The following is a 20,700-nucleotide window of genomic DNA, read 5'->3' as shown; positions in this document are numbered from 1 at the left end:
GCACCTCGATGTCGGCTCATCGCATCCTGGGGCTGGAGCAGGTCCCAAGGGTTTGGCTGTTCGCCAATTAAAGCGGTACGTGAGCTGGGTTCAGAACGTCGCGAGACAGTTCGGTCCCTATCTGTTGCGGGCGTTGGATGTTTGAGAGGAGCTGCCTTTAGTACGAGAGGACCGAGGTGGACGAACCTCTGGCTTACCTGTTGTCGCGCCAGCGGCAAGCGCAGGGTATCTAAGTTCGGAAGTGATAACCGCTGAAAGCATCTAAGCGGGAAGCACGCCTCAAGACTTGACATCCCAGGGGATTCGATCCCCCTGAAGGACCCGGAGAGAATATCCGGTCGATAGGCTGCAGGTGCAAGCGCGGCGACGCGTTCAGCCGAGCAGTACTAATAGTCCGTGCGGCTTGGCCATATCACCGCTTCACCTTGAGAAGATGTTGAATGCATTCCATATATGAAACTGTACGAGAAGCTCCGAGGAGCCCGGCGACGAGCCCTGATCCGACGAGCGCAGGCATAGTGATAGATGCCGGTGGCCATGGCGAGGTGGCAATACCCGTTCCCATTCCGAACACGGAAGTCAAGCACCTCTGCGCCGATGATACTGCGAAAGCGGGAAAGTAGGTGGCTGCCGGCTTTTTTATTTTAAACCTGAAAAGTTACAACGATCTGGAAAGACAACCAGACCGCTTTCGCAGGGACTGCGAATCCGGGAAACAGCACCGTAGCAGGTGCGTGCGGTGCTGGGGCTGCCGGCTTTTTTATTTTAAATTCAGTTGCTCTCCCGGACCAGGCATGACATGTAAAACTCAAGGGTGACTTGCATGCATCCCAATGGCGGCGGGGTTTATTGTCTATTTTATCTTATTGAATAGTTTTCTTATAAGTCCAATACGTCCAAAGCATATCCAGTAAACAACAATGAACAGAATTACAAGAAGAGTGCCACAAATGGCGATGTAAAGGATGGACCATAGGTAATGGAGTGCAAAGTTCACCAGGTTGCTGATGAATTCAGAGAATTCCGATTTTGTATCAGGAAGTATGATTCCATTTTCCGTACGATTTGCAGGTAGCTGGACGTAGAAATGTACCCTTGAATATGTAATTTCCTTTGACATTCGGTTCATTTGGGCTTGCATTCTTTCAAGTTCTGCGGTTGTGCTTGCAAGCTGAGATTCTACCTGCATTATTTCCTTTACATTGGTTGCTTTTTTCAAGTATTCTTGGAATTTTTTGACCAGAATCCTTTTGTTTTCAAGGCGTGTTTCAAGATCATAGTATTGCTCCGTAACATCCTCGGCATTGATGCTCTTGTTCATGATTTTTCCAAGGGTTCCGCAGGATTCCATTGCAGCATCGAATTTGGAAGCAGGTATGTGGGCTGTAATATTCAGATTTGTGGAGCTTTCATTAGAGAATGATATGTAGCCATCATTGATTCTTACCCATTCTTCAATGGAGCTTAGAGTTCCTGAAAGGCTTTCGACCTGAAGATTGACATCGGCGGTCTTGATTACCTTCTTGTCCTGTGAATCAGAATCCTCATGCATTTTAGGTGAAGCAAAGCTTTCTTCTTCGATTATGGCATCTGAATATGCCATGTTGCTGATTGGTTCAGAGGCTCTTTTGCTGCTTACCTTTGTCATTGCAAGTCTTGGCCTTTCAGCTGAATAGTTCATTAGTTCAGCCTTGTACAAATTTTCTTTTCTATTGTTCGCTACGATAACAGCTAGGATTGATACCGCGGTAAAGCCTATTGCAAATAGTCTCTTGAATTTGTTCTTATCCATGATGCGCTCCTTCATAGTTTTATATATTGAACAAATTAATCATGCCATTGTTACATTTGCGGTGCAATCCAATTATTCCTTTCTATAGCTTTGTATAGTATTGTGGCGGAATATCAATAATGAAATAATATTAAAATCTTAGGAAACTATAAGAAAGTAAGGATTTGGAAAAAGTGAAAAAATCATTTCTGTCAATTTCAATGGTTTTGATGACTGTGTTTTGCCTTAATGCAGAATCTGTTGCACAGCTCAAGTCAAAAATCTGTATTGTACGAGAAAGCTATTTTGATGAAACAAAGAAGTTCTGTGAGGAAGCTGCTGATGAACTTAATATCAACGGTTATCCCGATTATTCTGAACTCATGGAAAAAAGCGTCGGCAATACATTCGGAAGTGGATTCATCTATGTTGCAAGGGATGGCCGCAATTACATCGTAACGAATCGTCATGTTGTTCATCGCTGTGAAGGTGCTGTAGTGGAATTCACAAAGGAAGACGGAAGCGTTCAGAAGTTTGAAAATCTTGTTGTAGTTGCAACTGATGAAGACCTGGATATTGCCTTGCTTGCCTTTGAAAAGAATGAACGCCCTTTTAAGACTGGGCTTTCTTTTTCTGCAACACCTGCAAAGGACGGTGATGAGGTTTGGTCTGCAGGATTCCCTGGACTTGGCAATGAACCTGTATGGCAGTTCGGCAAGGGAAACGTTACCAACGGAAGTGTTGCTATCAAGGAATTCGTAAACCCAGAGATCACAAAGCTTATTCAGCATTCGGCTCCTGTTGACAGCGGATCAAGCGGTGGACCTCTTCTTGTAAAGAAAGGGGAGCGCTATGAGGTTGTAGGCGTTAACACATGGAAATTCTTCTATCGTCAGAGTACAAACATTTCCTTGCCATCGGCAACAATCGAAGGCTTTATTTCTGATGCAATCAACGGAAAGAAATCCAACAATTCTGTAGAAAGCCTTAGCAATAGAGTTGCAGACATGAAGTCCCTTTTCGAGGATGAGAATGTTCTTTTTCGAGACCTTGCAAAACTTATTTCATTTGACTATGTAAAGAAAAACGGTGTCCAGTCATTCATAAAGGCATTGAGGAATTCTTCAAGCAATGACAGAGCTGTAGTAAGAAGTGCCTATGTTAACTATTCACCACTTGAAGGTCTTTCCTATGCAAGTGCCCTTAAGATATACAAGGAACTCACGAAGAATGATTTCATCAAGAATGCAGAAGTAGGACAGCCCGAAAAACTCGACAATGATTTCTATTCAATTGAAATCAAGACTGATGACAGGACTGTAAATACAAAATGGATCTATGAAAGCACAGGTTTCACTGGATTCTGGCGCATGAGTGATATTGAGAATTCCAGCGACATGAAAAAGTCAAAGAAGGGTTCAGCAAAGAAATCTTCCTCTTCCGAAAATAAGACTGACACAAAGTCTGAGTCAAAGGATTCAAAGAAGACAAAGAAATCTAATACGGACATTTCCATAGAGACTCCATATTATTTGGGTTTTGATTTCAAGATGCTACCTAATGTTGACCCTGATGCTAGTGGAAAGGCTTTTGCAATTGGAGTTGATGTCTTTACCAATGACTTCTTTGGAGTTGGTTTCAATTTTGAAAGAAACAAGATTGCGGATGAAGGCTTGAATGCTTTCGGTGCAGGCTTGAATCTTCAGGTTCCAATCAGAGTTGGTGAATGGTATCTTGTTCCTATGGGAAGAGGAGAACTTAAGGTTGGATTCTATGACAGTGATTTTGGATTTCTTAAGGAAATTATGGGTGGACTAAAAATCTGCCGTAGAACAGAAAGCTTTGGAACAATCTATTTTTCTGCAGGATATGTTCAGAATTCCATCAGCATCAAGAGAACAGGCTCTTACTCAGGAGACATCGATGTTGACAACAAGGGCTTCTTTGTTGGTCTTGGAATTGGTTTGGGTGAGTAAAAAATATATATGGAGGGAGAATTTATGAAAAAGTTCCTTTTACTTGTAGTGACCATGTTGTCACTTGGATTCAGTCTTCATGCTGAGGATGAGAAAGTTGAGACATGCCTTGTCTATGGTCTTCATGGGTGGGATACTATGATTGAAAAAATTGAATTTGTCCAGATTGATCCAAAACTGCCTTCATCTATCCTGACGAAGACAAAGTCTGCAAGGCCAATCATCGGTCCTTCCTACTACTATGGAGAGGCTGTTTGCGGAGGAAACTACAGGATGATCCGCATGATGGCAGAAGGTTCCTACTTTAGTGGATTCAATTTTCCTGGTCTTTGCGGTGGCAGTGGATATGACTTTAAGGCTCCAAAGAAGCATTGCGTCTACTATCTCGGCTACAAGAACTGGGAAGGCAAGATGGTGGACATGGACTACTACAATGATCTTGAGGGAATCAAAATTGGAAAGGTTAATGATCAGAAAATTCTTGAACATACACTCAAAGGGAGAGTTGCTGCTCTCAAGAAACTCATCTTTGATTACAAGGCTACAGAGTGGGAAGAGCCTTTGACTGCTGAGCTTGAAAAAGTAAAGGAAATGTATAAAAAAGCAACAGGAGAAGATTCAGATGAAAAATAAGAAAAAGATTTGTGCAGTGCTTTGTGCTCTCATTTGTTTCGTCGGCAGTTCCTTTGCTGAGAGATTTATGAAACCTACAGTAAGAAAACAGATCTGCGGTGTATGGAAGTATACAATTATCTGTGATTACAACAAGGACGTCATGAAGAAGATGCTTCAGCTTCCAGCGAAAACAAAGGAACTGGAATTATTTCTCGATAGTATTTACGAGGATAATTCGATTAGTTCATCAGATATTTCTAACGGCTATAAAAACGGTGAATTCACATCTCGTATCTATGGAAGTGGTTACAATGGAAAGCTTCCAATGCCAAGAGGTTATTTCTATGTCTTCAAGCATCCACGCTCGATGCTTTCCATTCCAAGTTTTGGAGAATGTGAAGTACCTGAAAAGACAAAATATGTTTATCTTGGTTCGTGGGAAATTACAATCGACCCTGAGACATTTGAGTATGTTTCAATCAAGTATGTGGATGAATATGAGCAGGCTTCTGAATGGCTCAATGCAAAAGCCAAGGGTGAGGTTGAACTCTTCAATGCCGAGATAAGGGAAAAGGAAAACTAATATTCATCATTTTTCATAAGAGCTGGATTATTGTCATAACTGCATTTTTGTAACAGAATGTGGTTATGACATTTTTTTTTACTAAAAACTTAAAAAAGACATTTTTATTCATTGCCATTGCTGCGGTTGTTTCGTTTAATGCGGTGGCGGAAAAAACAAAGATTGATGGCTTGTTCCGATATAAACTGGATAACGGACTTGAGCTTTATGTAGCTGAAAACCACAGCGTTCCACTTGTCTATATTGAACTTGCAGTGCGTGCAGGCGCCATCAGCCAGACAAAGGAAACTTCTGGTCTGTTTCATCTGTATGAACACATGATGTTCAAGGGAAATTCTCTATATAAGGATGCTGCAAGTGTTACGAAGGCCCTTGCGGATCTTGGTGTTACATCCCGTAACGGAACGACTTCAAATGATTATGTAAATTATTATTTTACCATTCCTTCGTCGAAACTGGAGGAGGGACTTGCTTTCTGGAATGCTGCGATTCGTACCCCTTTGATTTCTGAAAAGGAATTTGAAAATGAAAAGAAAGTTGTCCTGAGTGAGATTCAAGGTGATCAGGCAAATCCTTCCTATGTGCTTCATTATTACACAAATCTTCTGTTGTTTCCTGATGAGCCTTATAGAACCGACCCACGGGGAAGTTTTGATGTTGTCAGCAATGCAACCGTTGCCCAGATGCGAAACATGCAGAAGGAATTCTATATTCCATGCAACTCCGCAATTTTTGTTGGGGGGGATGTTGATCCACAGGAAACTTATGAACTTGTAAAGAAAATATATGGCACCTGGAAGAACACAGTCGGTGTTGTTTCTCAGAAGATTGTATCGGTCACTGGCGCACAGGCTTCCACCAATCCATTGAACGAAAAAAAATTCATCGTAATGCCATATGATAGAATGTCTGCAGATCTTGCGGAAATTGAAATTACCTGGCGTGGCCCTGATTTTGATTATGACTATGAAGATTGCGAAAACGGAGCCTATCTTGATTATATTCTTGGAATGCCTAATTCAAAGTTTAAGACATCCCTGTTGAAGAAAGAAGAATATAAAATTCCAGATTTGACCTATGCTGGTTCATTTTTATCCTTGGGAAGAAAAAATTCATCATTGGGGTGCTATGTCCTTGTTAAGGAACCTGGAGAAAAACTGGCGGAGCGGGCAAAGGATATTTCATCATATATTCAGAATTCACTATATCCAGAAATAGGCGTTGACAAGAGTTTATTTACCTCTCGAAATATGAAGAACTACAGAAACAGTCAGGAAGATTCCCTTGTGCGTCGTTCTGAAACTCCAGAAAGTCTTGTCACATTGGCTCGGCAATGCTGGATTGATGGAGAGATTGAATACTTTCTTAAAAATAAAAAGGAAAAACCTGTCAAGCAAAATTCAGTTCAGAAATTTATAGAAAAATATATTGTCTCAAAGAATGCTCTTGTAACAGTAATTGTTAATCCTTCAGTCTATGAAAAGACAAGAAGTGAATTCCTGGAAGCAGGTTTTTATGAGGTTAAGAGCGATGAAGAGATCTGGTGGAAGAAAGAAAAATTTGCGGTGAATGTAAAGGATTTTCCAAAGGAGACCGACTTTGTTCTGGAAGACAGGATCTATATTCCAGAAAAAAATAGTTCTGCTTACAAGGAAGTGGATAGAAAACGTAATGTCGATGTGGTTCAGCTGAAGAATGGAATCAAGGTGTATGTACAGCATTCCAATTCCAAAATGAATGCCATTGCCATCGGTTGTCTGGGAGGCTATGAAAAATATAAACCTGACCTTTCTGGACTTGAAGGATGTCTCTTTGATGTAATGTCATCTTCTTCAAAAAAATATTCCATGGAAGCAAGGAATCAGATGCAGTACGACAATGGAATTACGATTGATAAATATTGCCGTACCAGAGGTTCTGTTCTCTATATGTACGGAATGGAAAAATATTTTGACGGCTATATGGATGTGTTCATCGATGGTTTTCTCCATCCTGAATTTGCGGAAAATGTAATAGAGAACCTTAATGATGGAAATGCGCAGAGGGTTCAGAGGATAATGAATTCTCCAGAGTCTCTATTGTCCTGGACTATGACAAAGGATGTGTTCAAAGGACATCCTTATGAAACTGTTGGTGGTGTGACACCTGATTCCATTGACAACATCACCGTAGAAAGAATGAAGGAAGTCCATGACCAGATACTCGGTGGTGGGGATTTCTTCATAGCTGCAACGGGAAGCTTCAATACAAAAAAACTCATAAAGACTTTGAACAGAAATATCGGGCAGTTGAAATTTGATCCAGCAAAAAAACATGAAAGCAAAGATATTCCTCAGGTTAAGATTGAGCATAAAAAGCCAGTTGTTGTTACGCATCCTTCCGCAGCGGGGACAGCCTATTGTGTTCGGGCTTTTGCAAGTCCTTCAATAGACAATCCTGATACAGTTCCTGCATTTCTCGCTGGAATGATTTACAGCGACATTCTTTACAATGTTGTCCGTGAACATCATGGAGTCTGTTATACTCCATCTTCAAACGTGATTACAAGCAAGGCACCCGTGAGTGAGGATTATCTTTACAAGGTGTCTGACTATGGGAAGGTAGGAATGGCTGTGAAGGAAGCCATGGGTTATATGAGTAAAGGAGTCATCGTTGAAAAATCCAATGATGATGGAACATATGTTTTTTCTACGGTTGCAGAAAATCTTGAGAGCTATAAAAGCAAATGGATTAATTCAAAATATGGCAGTTCAAAGACTACAAGCGGCCAGATGTTTAGAATCATGTCCGACATAATGTATTACGAGGATATGGATCACGATCTTAAGGAAGTTGAGAGGATAAAAGAATTGACTGCTGATGATGTTGTAAGGGTGTTCAATAAATATTGGGTGGAAAGAAATTCTACCTGGTATGCGGTGACATTCCCAGGTAACGAAAAGAACCTTGTGCTTGAATGAAGAATGAGGCTGAAACATGTGTATGGATCAAGAAGGAAATCATCCATGCCTCTGTTTTGACGATCCGACATCCATCAATCCTTTGAATGGGAATCTGCATTCTCTGATGAGTTTTTGATCCACCAGTTGAGAAATGATTTCATCAGTGTCGCTGTGTTCATAGAAATTCATTCTGTGGTCAGCGGCAATTTTTTTATTCAGGAATTCTGCACTTTGAAAATTAAGCTCATCAACAGTCCATCGTTTTGGATGATGGCGGACAAGATCAAGGACAAGTTGACCATCTCTTGCTTTGGGTGCAGGTTTCCCTCGTTTGCAGATGTCGCATCCCTGGCAGGCGGTCTGTTCTCCACCGAGTGCATCAAGAAGAACCTGTCGACGGCAGGTTTCGCTTTCTGCAAATTCCTTCAACACCCTTTCTCTGCTGCCCTTGGCAAATTTTTCCGCTGCCATGCTGTCTCGAGGACTCCAAAGAAGGACGGCGTCTGCGATGCTTCCATCTCTTCCACCACGCCCTGCTTCCTGAATGTATGCTTCTGCGGTTGGGCTTGGTTCAAGGTGAATTACAGTGTGTATATCCTTTTTATCAATGCCCATACCAAATGCACATGTGCAGCAAAGTATTGCATCTGTTCTTGGGTAGAACCATTTTTCAACCGTATCTTTTTCTGATCTTTCCATTCCTGCATGATAGAATTTTACTTTGTTCGTTCCGTAATAGGCTGCAAGTTCTCTTGCCATGTCTTCTGATTTTTTCCTTGTTCCGCAGAAGATGATTAGAGGCTTTGACCGCTGGATTGCAAGCATGAATGCGGTTCGTTTTTTTGCATAGGTGTTGATTACTTCGTAGTGGATGTTTGGTCTGTCAGAATCACTTCTTACTACATGAGACATTCCTCCAAAAAGAATTTCCGAAACTCTAGAAAGAACTTGAGGAGATGCGGTGGCGGTAAAGGCGGTTACTGCAGGGGGATTGATTTGTTCTATTACTTTGCCAAGTCCAAGATAGGCAGGCCTGAATGTGTCTCCCCATTCAGCACAGCAGTGTGCCTCGTCGATTGCAATGTGGGAGATGTTGCACTTTGCGAGCCGATCTACAAGACTTTGATTTTGAAGGACTTCTGGATTTGCAAGGATTATTTTTGCTCCATTTTCTATCTGACGAAAATTTTCTTCTCTCTGTTCTTTAGTCTGCCCGCCACAGAAGACTACGCTTTGTATTCCTCCTTCATCCATCCTTCTTTTTTGATCCGACATTAATGCCAGTAATGGGTAAAGCACCATTGTCGCACCTTTCAACAGGAGTGATGGAGTCAGGAAACAAAGGGATTTTCCAGCTCCCGTTGGTAAAAGGACTATCTGTTTTCCTCTATATAATTCCGTGTCGTCGGAATCACCTGGATCTTCTTTAAGTTCACTTGGTATCTGTGCATCAAGAATGTTTGCGATTACAATTCTTTGCCATGGATAAAGGTATGTGATTCCAAATGCTTTCTGGGCTGCAATGAGTGCTGCGTCATCTGTCTGAATATCTTCGCTGCTTGCTTTCTGAGCTGGAAACTGGATTTCGTTTTCGTTCATTAATTCCTCCATGTTATTTATATAACCGAAAAAAAATAAAAATTGTCATTTTGTCAGGCCTAATCTATAATCTTTTTTATGAGTAAACTCCTTGATGATGCAAATCTTATTCAGGAAGAATGTCTTGGAAGAATAGATTCCACAGATGAACTTAAGTCCTTGCGACCTAGATTCCATATGGCTTCTCCCTGTGGCTGGATAAATGATCCCAATGGACTTTCCTTTTTTAATGGGCGGCTTCATCTGTTCTTTCAATATCACCCGTACAGCAATAGATGGGGTCCTATGCATTGGGGGCATGCGATGAGCGAGGATTTTCTTCATTGGAATTTTCTTCCTGTCGCAATGGCACCTGATTCGGAAGCCGATGCCGATGGCTGTTTTTCTGGGACAGCTATTGAAGATGACGGGAAGCATGTCATCGTATACACAGGTGTAATTGAGGGGAATACGATTCAAAATCAATCTATTGCAATCGGTGATGGTGTTGAATATAAAAAATTTGACGGCAATCCAGTGATTACTGCAGCAAATATTCCTTTTGAGTATGACAAGGCCCACTTTCGCGACCCTAAGCTGTGGAAAGAAAATGGACTTTACTATGTTGCAGCTGTCATCAAGACGGATGATGGAAGCGGTGCACTGTTGATTTTTAAGTCGGAGAATTTACGGAATTGGGAATTTGTTTCTGTTGCAGATAGAAGCTCATGTAGGCTTGGCATGATGTGGGAATGTCCTGATCTGTTTTCACTTGACGGTGAAGATGTAATCATTATTTCTCCTCAGGAAATGAAAGAAGACCTTGAGCAAGGCTGGCATGATGGTAACAACAGTGTGTTCATGATTGGAAAACTGGATCGTAGTACATGGAAGTTTAATAGAAAAATCGTAAAGCAGATAGATTTTGGAATTGATTTCTATGCACCTGAAACGACCTTGCTTCCTGATGGAAGACGCATAATGGTTGGTTGGATGCATCGTTGGGAAGGATTCAGTACTCCTGATGATTATCCATGGTCAGGGATGATGACATTGCCTAGAGAACTAAAAATTAAAAATGGAAAGCTTTATCAGCATCCTGTAAAGGAACTTGATTCAATGAGATGCAATCCAATAAAAGGGAAAGCCGTCCTTGAATCAGAAAAAGAGACTGCACTTGAGGGTGTTAACGGCAGATTTTTTGATCTTGAACTCAAGATGAAGGATGTGGGCAAGAATAGCGGTATCCTTGATATAAAGATAGCCTGCGATGATGTGCACTGTTGCGATCTGATGATTGATTTTGAAAATCTGGAAATCAGTTTTGACAGAAGTAAAAGTGGAACGCGGAAAGACTGTGAAAGCTTCAGACGGTTCCGCTTTGAGCTTCCTGTTGATGGAATGTTTGATCTTAGAATGGTGTGCGACATCAGCAGTGCTGAAGTATTTGTTTCTGACGGTGAGTATGCTTTTACAAATGTTTTTTATGCACCCAAGGATGCTACTGAAATAAGGTTTGTGACATCAGAAAATCTTTCATTTGACTACAATTTCTACACTCTTGTATAATGTCTGCATGGCAAGAAAGAAGTACACAGCGGCGTTGATTGGATGTGGCCGTATCGGCTATTCTCTTGGGTTGGATAAAAAAAGAGAGCAGCCTGCAAGTCATACCATGGCTTTAAAAAACAACTCAAGGGTAAAGATAATCGCAGGATGTGACACAGACCAGACAAAGCTCATTCATTGGCATGATGCCAATAAAAAGGCAATTGTTTATCCTGACAGTGCCACTTTGTATTCCCGTACCAAGACAGACATAGTTACCATAGCTGTGAATGAAAATGCACATATGAGGGAAGCCATCGATGCCATCCGTTCAAAACCTCGCCTCATAATTCTTGAGAAGCCTGTTGCCTTGAACCTTAGGGAAGCCGAAAGGATCAAAGAGGAAGCCGACGAATATCAGGTCAATATCCTTATCAATCATGAACGCCGTTTTGCTGAAGATTTCATCGCCGCAAAAAAATACATGTCTCGGATTGGAGAAATCCAGTCCATCCGTGCGGAACTTTGCTCCAGCTTATGTGTATACAACCGTGCGGAAGAAAAGACTGGAGCCTACAGCCTTATCCATGACGGTACACATCTTGTTGATGCGGTTTTGTTTTTCCTTGAGGAGGATGGAATTCCTTCTGAAGTAAAGAAAGTTCCTGTGGAAAAAGAAAACAAAGGGCTTTTGAAACGAGCGGAGAATTGCAATGAGGAGATCAGGACTGAAATCAGGACAGTTAATACTTTGCTGAACAATCCTGTAATGACTGGTGTTTTTCGGGATGAAAATGGTAATGTTCGCCAGATGAGTGCCCATTATTCAACTGAAAAATGTCCAGATGTTTCCATCGTCATAAGCGGCAGATCCAGGTTTTTTGGTTTCGAAATCGACATAACTGGAACTGAGGGAAGAATATGCATAGGAAATGGATTCCTGAAATTCTATAAAAGGGAGAAATCACGTCTGTATTCAGGTTTCTATTCTCTCCAGAGTGATAGGAGAAGGAAGTCTCCTCGGAAGACCCTTTATTTTGCCAATATGGTTCAGAATGCCGTTGATTTTTTGGATGGAAAAAAACCGTTGCGTTCAACTTTGCAGACAGGAATAAATGCCCTTGCAGTGCTTGAGGAAATCAAGGAAAAACTCAAATAGCATGGTTTGACAACAATCCAATCTATTTTTATAATGTATTGAATGTTTCTATTTAAATAGATTGGAGTTTCATTTAATGAAAAAGTTGATAACTGCAGCCTTGTGCCTTGCCTTTGCGTCAGTTTTGACCTTTGCACAGGGAATTACTACAGCCAGTGATTTTTTTAAGACGATTAGCGATAGATACTCAGAGATTCAGGACTACGAAGCGGATGTTGTTGTAAAGATCGGAAAGTCTGAAATGACAGGCAGGATCAGTTACAAGCGACCAGAGATGCTGCGTATTGATTTCTCAAATCCTGCTGAACAGGTAGTCCTTTTTAATGGCAATGATCTTACCATCTATCTTCCTGGATCTTCTGCAATTCTTGAGCAGAGTGTATCTGGCAATGATTCAAAAGCGGCAAACGCAGCAACTGCAGAAGGTCTTTCTCTTATGCGCCGTTACTACACAGTAGCCTATGAGTCAGGTCAGACGGCTGTTCCTCTCGATGAAGGCAGTGACGAAATGGTTGTAAATTTCCTTTTACAGCGTCGTTCTGCGACAGAGTCTTTCAGGGAAATAAAACTTTCCGTTGATCCTTCAACAAAACTCATCCGTCGTGTTCATGCAACTACGGCACAGGATGAAGAGTATGTTTTTGACATCTTCAACTATAAATTGAATTCAAACATCAGTGACCAGCGTTTCATGTACGATCCGCCGTCATCTGCTAACAACTACAACAACTTCTTGCTATCAGAATAAGGGAAAGGGTGATATATGGAAAGCTACGGAGAACTTCTGCGTAAGACACGCGAAGAGAAGAATGTTTCTCTTGAAGAGATTGAGCGTGCAACAGCGATAACGAAGAACTATATCATTGCACTTGAGGAAGAACGTTCCGATGATTTTCCAGGTGAGTCATATTTCACTGGATTTCTTACGAACTACTGTGAATTCCTTGGTGTGAATGCCCAGGAAATTCTGCATCTATACCATGCAAAGAAAATTCAGGAAGCTCCTGTTCCGATTGAACTTACTATCAAGCATAAGCCTAAATACCTTATACCTTCCATCATTGCTGGTAGTGCTGCGGTGGTTCTTGGAATCGGTCTATACCTTTACTTCAGTGTTTTCAATGTTCCACAGAAGCTTGCGGAAAAGGCTCAGAAATCAACGGAAAAAGAAAAAATACATCAGTATGAATTTACAGGCAAGTCTGAGACAAAAAGATTCTATAAGGGTGATCAGATTCTTTTCCCTACAAAACAGGGTAACGGTAACATCGTCATCACTGTTGGTGAAACAAAGGGAAAACTTGCTCTTCTTATGCCGTCTGGAACACAGATTGTCGAGCTTAGTGAAGAGCGCGACCTTGATGTCGATGGCGATGGTTTTGCGGATGTAATAGTTTACTTGAGTGATATTTCTACAGACGATGGAAACCACGGTGCAGAAGTTCGCCTTATAGAAAAGAAGGGAGAAACCTCTGTAGTAGAAATCAACAGCAATGAAGAAGGAACTGAACTTGCAGAAATTCCATCTGCAGGCAGCGTTAAGAACAATTCGAAGCGCGTCGTAATTCACGAAGATACACGTGCATATCCATTTACAATCAATGTAACATTCCGCGGATCTTGTCTGTTCCGCTACAAGAGCGACAGAAACACTTATGTTGAAGATTACTTCAAGAACGGTGATCAGGTTGCGGTCAACTCGAACAACGGTACTCGCCTCTGGATGAGCAACAACAATGCACTTAAGATCCGCGTTATAGCTGGTCTTTCAACTTATGATCTTGAAGTTGGTCGCGCAGGTGAAGTCAAGGCTGAGGACATCAAATGGGTTCGTGACAGCGACGGAAAGTATCGCCTTGTTCTTATTGAACTTGAATAGAAATTTATTGCAATAAAAAGAATTGGGCTGTCTAAAAAGGTTTCAGCGTTGCGGTCATTGAGCCTGTCGAAATGACGATCACACATTTAGTGGTGGTTTCGACAAGCTCAACCACCTTGGATTGAGTTTTTGGACAGTCCTTTTTTTTTCGGAGTAGAAATATGGCAAAAGCAAAGACTTTTTTTCTTGATCAGCATGGATGTGCAAAAAATCAGGTGGATGGCGAAATCATCATGTCTCGTCTTGCAAACCTTGGACTCGTTCAGGTGATGAATGCAGATGAAGCAGACCTTATCATCGTTAATTCCTGCGGATTCATTGAAAGTGCAAAAAAAGAAAGTCTTGATTCTTTGCTTGATGCCCGCAGTGCCTATCCTGAAAAGAAAATTATTTTGACAGGATGTCTTGCTGAACGATATGCAGAAGTTTTTGAAAAAGATCTTCCTGAGGCAGACGGAATCGTAGGAAATGGTGATCTTTCGTTGCTGGACAAGGCCGTAAAGGATGTCTTCTCAAAAGCAAAAAAGCGTCCTGTCCTTAAAGGCGAACAGAAAGGTGTTTTCTGCGGTGAAAGAACCGATCTTCTTTCATATAAAGGAAGTGCATTTGTAAAAATCACAGAAGGATGTGACAACTGCTGTTCGTTCTGCGCAATACCTCTTATTCGCGGTAGACTTCGTTCTCGTCCTGTTGATGAAATCATTGCTGAAATCAAAGCTCTTTTAAAGAAAGGTGTTTTTGAAATCAACCTCATTGGACAGGACCTTGCAGCCTATGGTTGCGGAATTGAGGATAAGGGAAAATTTGGAAAAAAAGATTGGCATGAAATCATGTACCATGATCTTAAAAAGCCGCTTGTTGATGAAAAAAGTTTTACTGAAAATTATGGAGCAACACCTTTGTATTCTTTGGTTGAAAAAATCTCAAAGATTAAGGGAAAATTCTGGGTAAGGCTTCTTTACATTCACCCTGATCATTTCAATACGGACGTCCTTGAACTCATTAAAAAGGATGAAAGGATTCTTCCTTACTTTGACATTCCTTTCCAGAGTGGTGATGACGAAATCATTCATTCCATGAACAGAAAAGGAAGCTTCAAAAGCTATTCAAAACTTGTTAAGACAATCAGAAAAGAACTTCCTGACAGCTGTATCAGGACTACTTTCCTCACAGGTTTTCCAGGGGAAAAGGAAGAGAATGCAGAGAATACAGTAAAGTTTCTTGAAACAATTCATAGCGACTGGTCGGGATGCTTTGACTACAGCCGTGAAGATGATACTACTGCCTACAAGATGAAAGGTCGTGTTGCTCATAGTGTTGCTGTAAAGCGTGCTGCAAATCTTACTGCCATTCAGCATGAAATTACACAGAGACTTTTGAAAAAGCGCGTTGGTAAAACCTATGACGTTCTTGTTGAGGAAATTGTCCAGAACCTTGAGGGAACAGATGAAGGGCTTGCCATCGGACGAGCCTGGTTTGAAGCACCTGAAGTTGACGGCAATGTAGTTATCCGCTATGACCTTGATGACAAGAAGGCTGTAAAGGCAATCGTTCCTGGTGCTGTAGTAAAAGTAAAAGCCGTCGCATCAAGCGAAGTTGACATCGACGGCTTCTATGTTGGTTGATTAAAAAACTCTTAGTTAAGGCAGCTTACATCGAGCTGGTCGAAACCTGCAATCATTTCCTTTGCATAGGCGATGATTGCATCCTTATCCTTCTGTGTTTTGCCTTCAACATTGAGAGGCATTACAGGATCGTGAAGGGAAAGCCTTAATAGCATCCAGCCTTCTGCGTTTTCATCGTGGAAGGAAATGCGGATGCCTTCAAAACTTTCAGGCATGTCGAAATTCTTTTCACTGGCACGCTTCTTGAAAGTTTCAAGAACATTCTTTCCGTAAGCCTTGAAGTCTTCAGCCTTGATCTTGAATCTGTATTCGCCTTCAACACCCGCAGCTGGAAGATCTCCAATAAGGTCTTCAATCTTCTTGTTTTCTTTCTTTGCCTTTGCAAGAGCAACGATGAGTTTTACTGCAAGGAAAGAACCGTCATCAAGATAGTAGTTGTCCTTGAGGGCACCGTGGCCTGAAGTTTCCATTGCAAGTGGTGAAACTTCTCCCTTTGAGTTGAGCTCGATGCACTTGTTGATTACGTTCTTGTAACCGCGCATATAGCGAAGGTGCTTGAGTCCAAGTTTCTTTTCAAGGAAGAAAGTAAGTCGGTCGCTTGTTACGCTGTCTGTGATGATTGTGCTTCCTGGGAAAGAAGGTGCGAGGATTGCAGAGAAAAGGGCGATGATGCTGTCGCGGTTTACTTCTGTTCCGTCACTGAATACTGCGCTCATGCGGTCAACGTCTGTATCAAATATAAGTCCAAGATCAGCCTTGCTGCTTGTTGTTGCATTCTGAATTGCTTTCATTGCATCCTTGTTTTCTGGGTTTGGAATATGATTAGGGAACATTCCGTCTGGTTCAAGGAAAGCACTTCCTGTTGTGTCTGCACCGAGAGGCTGAAGAATCTTGTCTACGAAGAATCCGCCGTCACCGTTTCCTGCATCAACTACTATGTGGAGTCCAGCAAGTGGTTTGTCTCCGTCTTTTGCACCGAGTTCCTTTGCGATTGTATTCTTAAGGTGTGCAGCATAAGTTTCAAGAAGGGCAAAAGAACCTGCAAAGTCTGCTGCTCCGCTTTCTGCCTTTTCCTGTGCTATTGCAAGAACATCAGTGATATCATCGTGTTCAAGACCACCGTTTACATCAAAGAACTTGATTCCGTTTCTGTTGAATGGAAGGTGGCTTGCTGTAAGCATTGCAGAACCGTCATACTTTGTCTGGTCGAAAACTGTAGACATGAACATGGCTGGAGTTGTTGCAAGACCGCAGTCATAAACCTTTGCACCTGTCGATGCCATACCTGCTGCTGTTGCCTTAAGGAGGGCTGGACCTGTAACACGGGCATCACGACCGATACCAATTTTAAGGTCTGCAATATTCTTTCCGCATTTTTTAGAAAGCCAGATTGCAAATGCCTGACCGATTCTGTTGCATGCGTTTTCTGTAAGGTTTACATGTTCATCAGCAACGCCTTCAAGGGCGATTCCGCGAACATCGCTTCCGTTCTGAAGCTTCATGAGATTCTGTTCCATAATGTTCTCCAATAAAAGATTGATACAATTATAATATTTTTTTTACTTATTTGCATTACCAAAAATAAGATTCCATGCACTTGAGCCTGGCTGAGGAAGATCCTCTGGTGGTGGCAGCTGATCTCTACGGAACCATCTTGCTTCCTCCAGTTCATCTTCCTGGATCTTTAGTTCTCCACCTGCATAGTCTGCGGTAAATTCAAGCATAAGCTGATCAGGGAAAGGCCATGCGGTACTTCCCATATACTTTATGTTTTTTATATCCAGGTTTGTTTCTTCCTTTACTTCGCGGGCAACACATTCCTCAAGGGTTTCTCCCTGCTCAACAAACCCTGATATGCAGGCAAATTTTTTGTATGGACCACGTTTGCCTCGGGCAAGGAGAATTTCATCACCACGGGAAATCAATGTGATGGTAGCAGGTTCTATGCGGGGAAAGAACTTTATTTTGCATGTTGGGCAGAATAGGGCGCTTTCAGTCGTGTCGTCAAGGAGTCTGTCCCCGCAGGTCGGGCAAAATCTGTACATCTGGCGCTGGGAAAGAAGGCTTTTGGCACGGGCGGCAATGAAAACAAGCTCCTTGCGTTCATAGAAGAACCTTCGGATAGGGCAAAGGGTAAAGTTGTCAGGTATTTCAGCATCATTTTTCAAAAGAAGGGCAGTGTAGCCGTATAAATCTTCTGAAAACCAGTCCAGGGCAATGCTGCATAGGGATTCCATATTTTTTGAGGTTGGTAAATTACCCTCTGTAGTCAACAGGAGGTCTGTCCCCTTGATTGCAATATTGTGTTTGTAAATGAAATTTGCTGGTTTTGTATGTATAGGCATAGATGTATTGTAACTTAAATGAATGATTTATGGTATTGGAGGCGTTATTTATGTGATTTTCTGTTAAAAATTATGTTAGTAGTGGTAAATTTGGAGAAAAAAATAGGGGTCTGTCCCCTCTGTCTGTAAATAAATAGAGCTGCCCTTGTTTGGGACAGCTCAGTTGCATAAATTACAGCTCAAAATATTGTTGAAGTTCTTTTAATTCTTCAATATCATTTTTGTATAATTTTTTTGTTCTAAAGTACCCTATCAAGTGCGCAATGAACATAAATGGTGCAAACAGTGCATTGATGATGAAACTTATAAGAAAACTTGAAATTGGATGCTCGTAATTGTAAAAAGCATTCCATACTTGATTTTTGAGTGACTCGTTCTTCACCTTGAGACCAATTCTTGATACAAGTCCTGCTATTGTATACGATACAAGTGTTATTAAAATACATGTTTGCATATCTACTGAGTCTGTGTATCCATCACTGTTAAAAGCCCGTATAAGAGATGCTGTACCGTTAACTACAAAGTAACCGCATATTATCAACTTAATCAAAGTTTTCTTCAAATATCTCTTTTCCTCGTTTACTTTATCCTGGGCTTCTGCAACACTACATCGTCCGCACAGAGCTTGTCCTTTCCCTGCTCCAAGTCTGTAGTATGCACTTCCTTCACAATGTTTGCATAAAGCAACTCCACATCTGCCACATGTAGCGACAGCAGGAACTTCCGGGTGATAAAAACAATTCATAAATATCTCCTGTAGAATAATACACCAACTCTTGCGAGTTGGTGTGGACTATTTAACCAACAATTGGCTTCATAGCTGTCATGTATGCGCGGAGCTTGCGTCCTACAACTTCGATTGGGTGGTTGCGGATTTCTGCGTTTACGTTTACGAGTTCAGCATTGTTTACGCTGTTGTCCTTAACGTTGAGACCCTTACCGATAACTTCTGTTGTTACCTTTGGCATAAGATCCTTCTGCATCATTGGTGCTGCAACGCGTGCAAAGAGGTAGCATCCGTATTCAGCTGTATCAGAAATAACCTTATTCATTTCATAGAGGCGCTTGCGGTCGATGAGGTTAGCGATAAGTGGAACTTCATGGAGTGATTCGTAGTATGCAGATTCTTCCTTGATACCAGCGTCAACCATTGTTTCGAATGCAAGTTCACAACCAGCCTTAACCATAGCAACCATGATGATACCCTTGTCAAAGTATTCCTGTTCGCTGATTTCGTCTGTTGATTCTTCCATTGTTTCGAAAGCAAGCTTACCTGTTTCTTCGCGCCATGCGAGGAGGTTTGCATCCTTGTTTGCCCAGTCCTTCATCATTGTGCTAGAGAATTCTCCAGAGATGATGTCGTCCATGTGCTTCTGGTAAAGTGGAGCAAGGAGAGCCTTGATGTCTTTTGAAAGCTGGTTAGCCTTGAGCTTTGCAGGGTTTGAAAGACGATCCATCATACCTGTGATACCACCCCACTTGAGGGCTTCTGTGATTACGTTCCATCCGTGCATAAGGAACTTTGTAACCCATTTTGGATCCATTCCGTCTGCAACCATCTTGTCGTAGCAAACGATTGTACCAGCCTGGAGCATACCGCAGAGGATTGTCTGTTCACCCATAAGGTCAGACTTAACTTCTGCAACGAAGTCAGATTCAAGAACACCAGCCTTTGAACCGCCCATACCTACAGCCAAAGCCTTTGCAATTGCCCAACCCTTTCCTTCTGGGTCGTTTTCAGGATGAACTGCGATAAGATCTGGTACACCAAATCCGCGCTGGAATTCGTGCCAAACTTCTGTACCTGGTCCCTTAGGAGCACACATTACAACTGTGATGTCCTTGCGAACCTGCATTCCTTCTTCGATCATGTTGAAGCCGTGTGAGTACCAGAGTGCTGAACCCTGCTTCATGTGCTTCTGTACTTCTGTGATAACAGGAGTGTGCTGCTTATCTGGAGTAAGGTTACCAACGAGGTCAGCTGTAGGAAGAAGTTCTTCGTATGTTCCAACCTTGAATCCGTTTTCTGTAGCGTTCTTCCAAGACTGGCGCTTTTCTGCGATTGCTTCCTTACGGAGTGCGTAAGAAACATCAAGACCTGAATCGCGGAGACACATACCCTGGTTGAGACCCTGAGCACCACAACCTACGATAACGATCTTCTTTCCCTTAAGTGCGTTTACGCCGTCTGCAAATTCTTCCTTAGCCATTGAGCGGCAGTGTCCAAGCTGCATGCGAGCCTTGCGCCATGGAATTGAGTTAAAATAGTTTTCACCCATAATTTTACTCCTGTATAAATACTAAAAAATATTAAGTATAATTAAAGTTTATTAATTATATATTAAGTGAAGGAAAAATGCAAATCAAAAAGAGTGAATTTCTTACTATATATGTAAAAAAAATCAGTTTTGAAGGATTTAATTTCAATGGGGTCTGTCCCCATTGAAATTATTTCGTTAAATTCAATAGGGACAGACCCCTCGATAAATTTCTTTGTTAAAATGTCCTCTTTTTATATTTTTCAGTTTAATTATATAGTAAGACCTGCTATGAAATGTCAATTAGATGATTGAGATTTAATTGCCTTTTCTGCAAGTTTTGAGATGTCAACATCAGGAGGAAAAACAGGAACGTAATCAATGTTGTTTTTCAGAACAGTAAAAACAACGTTGAGGAGTT

Annotated in this window: 15 protein-coding genes and 2 rRNA genes; 11 read left to right on the top strand and 6 right to left on the bottom strand. The window is 41.6% G+C overall.

Translation table 11 applies throughout. The annotated features are described in order from the left end of the window. Both ACKI39_RS04165 and rrf read left to right on the top strand, forming a co-directional pair. A 23S ribosomal RNA gene (locus ACKI39_RS04165) occupies positions 1-411 on the top strand; the annotation flags it as partial. Between the two features lie 116 nt (positions 412-527). Continuing rightward, positions 528-636, top strand: a 5S ribosomal RNA gene (gene rrf / locus ACKI39_RS04160). 217 nt (positions 637-853) lie between these two features. On the opposite strand, the gene ACKI39_RS04155 is transcribed toward rrf, so the two are convergent. Then, positions 854-1,792, bottom strand: a complete 939-nt coding sequence (locus ACKI39_RS04155; protein WP_407397952.1) for a DUF4349 domain-containing protein — start codon at positions 1,790-1,792, stop codon at positions 854-856. Between the two features lie 173 nt (positions 1,793-1,965). Between ACKI39_RS04155 and ACKI39_RS04150 the strand changes: the two genes are divergently transcribed. The 4 genes from ACKI39_RS04150 to ACKI39_RS04135 all read left to right on the top strand — a co-directional run bounded on the left by ACKI39_RS04150 (position 1,966) and on the right by ACKI39_RS04135 (position 7,905). Then, positions 1,966-3,747, top strand: a complete 1,782-nt coding sequence (locus ACKI39_RS04150) for a S1 family peptidase (protein ID WP_407397950.1) — start codon at positions 1,966-1,968, stop codon at positions 3,745-3,747. A 24-nt stretch (positions 3,748-3,771) separates the two neighbouring features. Then, positions 3,772-4,380, top strand: a complete 609-nt coding sequence (locus tag ACKI39_RS04145) for a hypothetical protein (protein WP_407397948.1) — start codon at positions 3,772-3,774, stop codon at positions 4,378-4,380. After that, positions 4,370-4,945 carry a hypothetical protein gene (locus ACKI39_RS04140; protein WP_407397946.1) on the top strand — a complete coding sequence of 192 codons (576 nt, stop codon included), beginning with the start codon at positions 4,370-4,372 and terminating at the stop codon, positions 4,943-4,945. Before ACKI39_RS04145 ends, ACKI39_RS04140 begins: the two co-directional genes overlap by 11 nt. Before the next feature lie 65 nt (positions 4,946-5,010). Then, the gene (locus tag ACKI39_RS04135; RefSeq protein ID WP_407397944.1) at positions 5,011-7,905 is read left to right on the top strand and encodes a M16 family metallopeptidase; all 2,895 of its coding nucleotides are present in this window, start codon (positions 5,011-5,013) and stop codon (positions 7,903-7,905) included. 39 nt (positions 7,906-7,944) lie between these two features. On the opposite strand, the gene ACKI39_RS04130 is transcribed toward ACKI39_RS04135, so the two are convergent. Then, complete coding sequence (locus tag ACKI39_RS04130) at positions 7,945-9,486, bottom strand: RecQ family ATP-dependent DNA helicase (protein WP_407397942.1); 1,542 nt, start codon at positions 9,484-9,486, stop codon at positions 7,945-7,947. 78 nt (positions 9,487-9,564) lie between these two features. Here ACKI39_RS04130 and ACKI39_RS04125 point away from each other — a divergent pair, with 78 nt between their 5' ends. The 5 genes from ACKI39_RS04125 (at position 9,565) to rimO (ending at position 15,676) form a co-directional block, all read left to right on the top strand. Beyond that, positions 9,565-11,034 carry a glycoside hydrolase family 32 protein gene (locus ACKI39_RS04125; protein ID WP_407397940.1) on the top strand — a complete coding sequence of 490 codons (1,470 nt, stop codon included), beginning with the start codon at positions 9,565-9,567 and terminating at the stop codon, positions 11,032-11,034. A gap of 7 nt (positions 11,035-11,041) precedes the next feature. Further along, positions 11,042-12,172 carry a Gfo/Idh/MocA family protein gene (locus ACKI39_RS04120; protein ID WP_407397938.1) on the top strand — a complete coding sequence of 377 codons (1,131 nt, stop codon included), beginning with the start codon at positions 11,042-11,044 and terminating at the stop codon, positions 12,170-12,172. Between the two features lie 76 nt (positions 12,173-12,248). After that, complete coding sequence (locus tag ACKI39_RS04115) at positions 12,249-12,920, top strand: LolA family protein (protein ID WP_407397936.1); 672 nt, start codon at positions 12,249-12,251, stop codon at positions 12,918-12,920. A 15-nt stretch (positions 12,921-12,935) separates the two neighbouring features. Then, positions 12,936-14,051 (top strand): helix-turn-helix domain-containing protein, encoded by a 1,116-nt coding sequence (locus tag ACKI39_RS04110; protein ID WP_407397934.1) that lies wholly within the window; start codon positions 12,936-12,938, stop codon positions 14,049-14,051. A 161-nt stretch (positions 14,052-14,212) separates the two neighbouring features. Continuing rightward, complete coding sequence (rimO, locus tag ACKI39_RS04105; protein ID WP_407397932.1) at positions 14,213-15,676, top strand: 30S ribosomal protein S12 methylthiotransferase RimO; 1,464 nt, start codon at positions 14,213-14,215, stop codon at positions 15,674-15,676. 11 nt (positions 15,677-15,687) lie between these two features. Here the strand turns inward: rimO and ACKI39_RS04100 are convergent, their stop codons facing one another. The 4 genes from ACKI39_RS04100 to ilvC all read right to left on the bottom strand — a co-directional run bounded on the left by ACKI39_RS04100 (position 15,688) and on the right by ilvC (position 20,300). Then, positions 15,688-17,193, bottom strand: a complete 1,506-nt coding sequence (locus ACKI39_RS04100) for a phosphohexomutase domain-containing protein (protein WP_407397930.1) — start codon at positions 17,191-17,193, stop codon at positions 15,688-15,690. A 42-nt stretch (positions 17,194-17,235) separates the two neighbouring features. After that, the gene (gene nudC, locus ACKI39_RS04095; protein WP_407397928.1) at positions 17,236-18,021 is read right to left on the bottom strand and encodes an NAD(+) diphosphatase; all 786 of its coding nucleotides are present in this window, start codon (positions 18,019-18,021) and stop codon (positions 17,236-17,238) included. A 172-nt stretch (positions 18,022-18,193) separates the two neighbouring features. Beyond that, the gene (locus ACKI39_RS04090) at positions 18,194-18,766 is read right to left on the bottom strand and encodes a hypothetical protein (protein WP_318691186.1); all 573 of its coding nucleotides are present in this window, start codon (positions 18,764-18,766) and stop codon (positions 18,194-18,196) included. Positions 18,767-18,818: 52 nt separating this feature from the next. Then, a complete protein-coding gene (ilvC, locus tag ACKI39_RS04085) occupies positions 18,819-20,300 on the bottom strand; it encodes a ketol-acid reductoisomerase (RefSeq protein ID WP_407397926.1) in 1,482 nt (493 codons plus the stop codon). Positions 20,301-20,700 lie beyond the last annotated feature (400 nt).

Source organism: Treponema sp. (assembly GCF_045641405.1).
Classification (GTDB): domain Bacteria; phylum Spirochaetota; class Spirochaetia; order Treponematales; family Treponemataceae; genus Treponema_D.
Note: the sequence above shows the minus strand (reverse complement) of the source record. Positions and strands in the feature narration are given on the sequence as shown.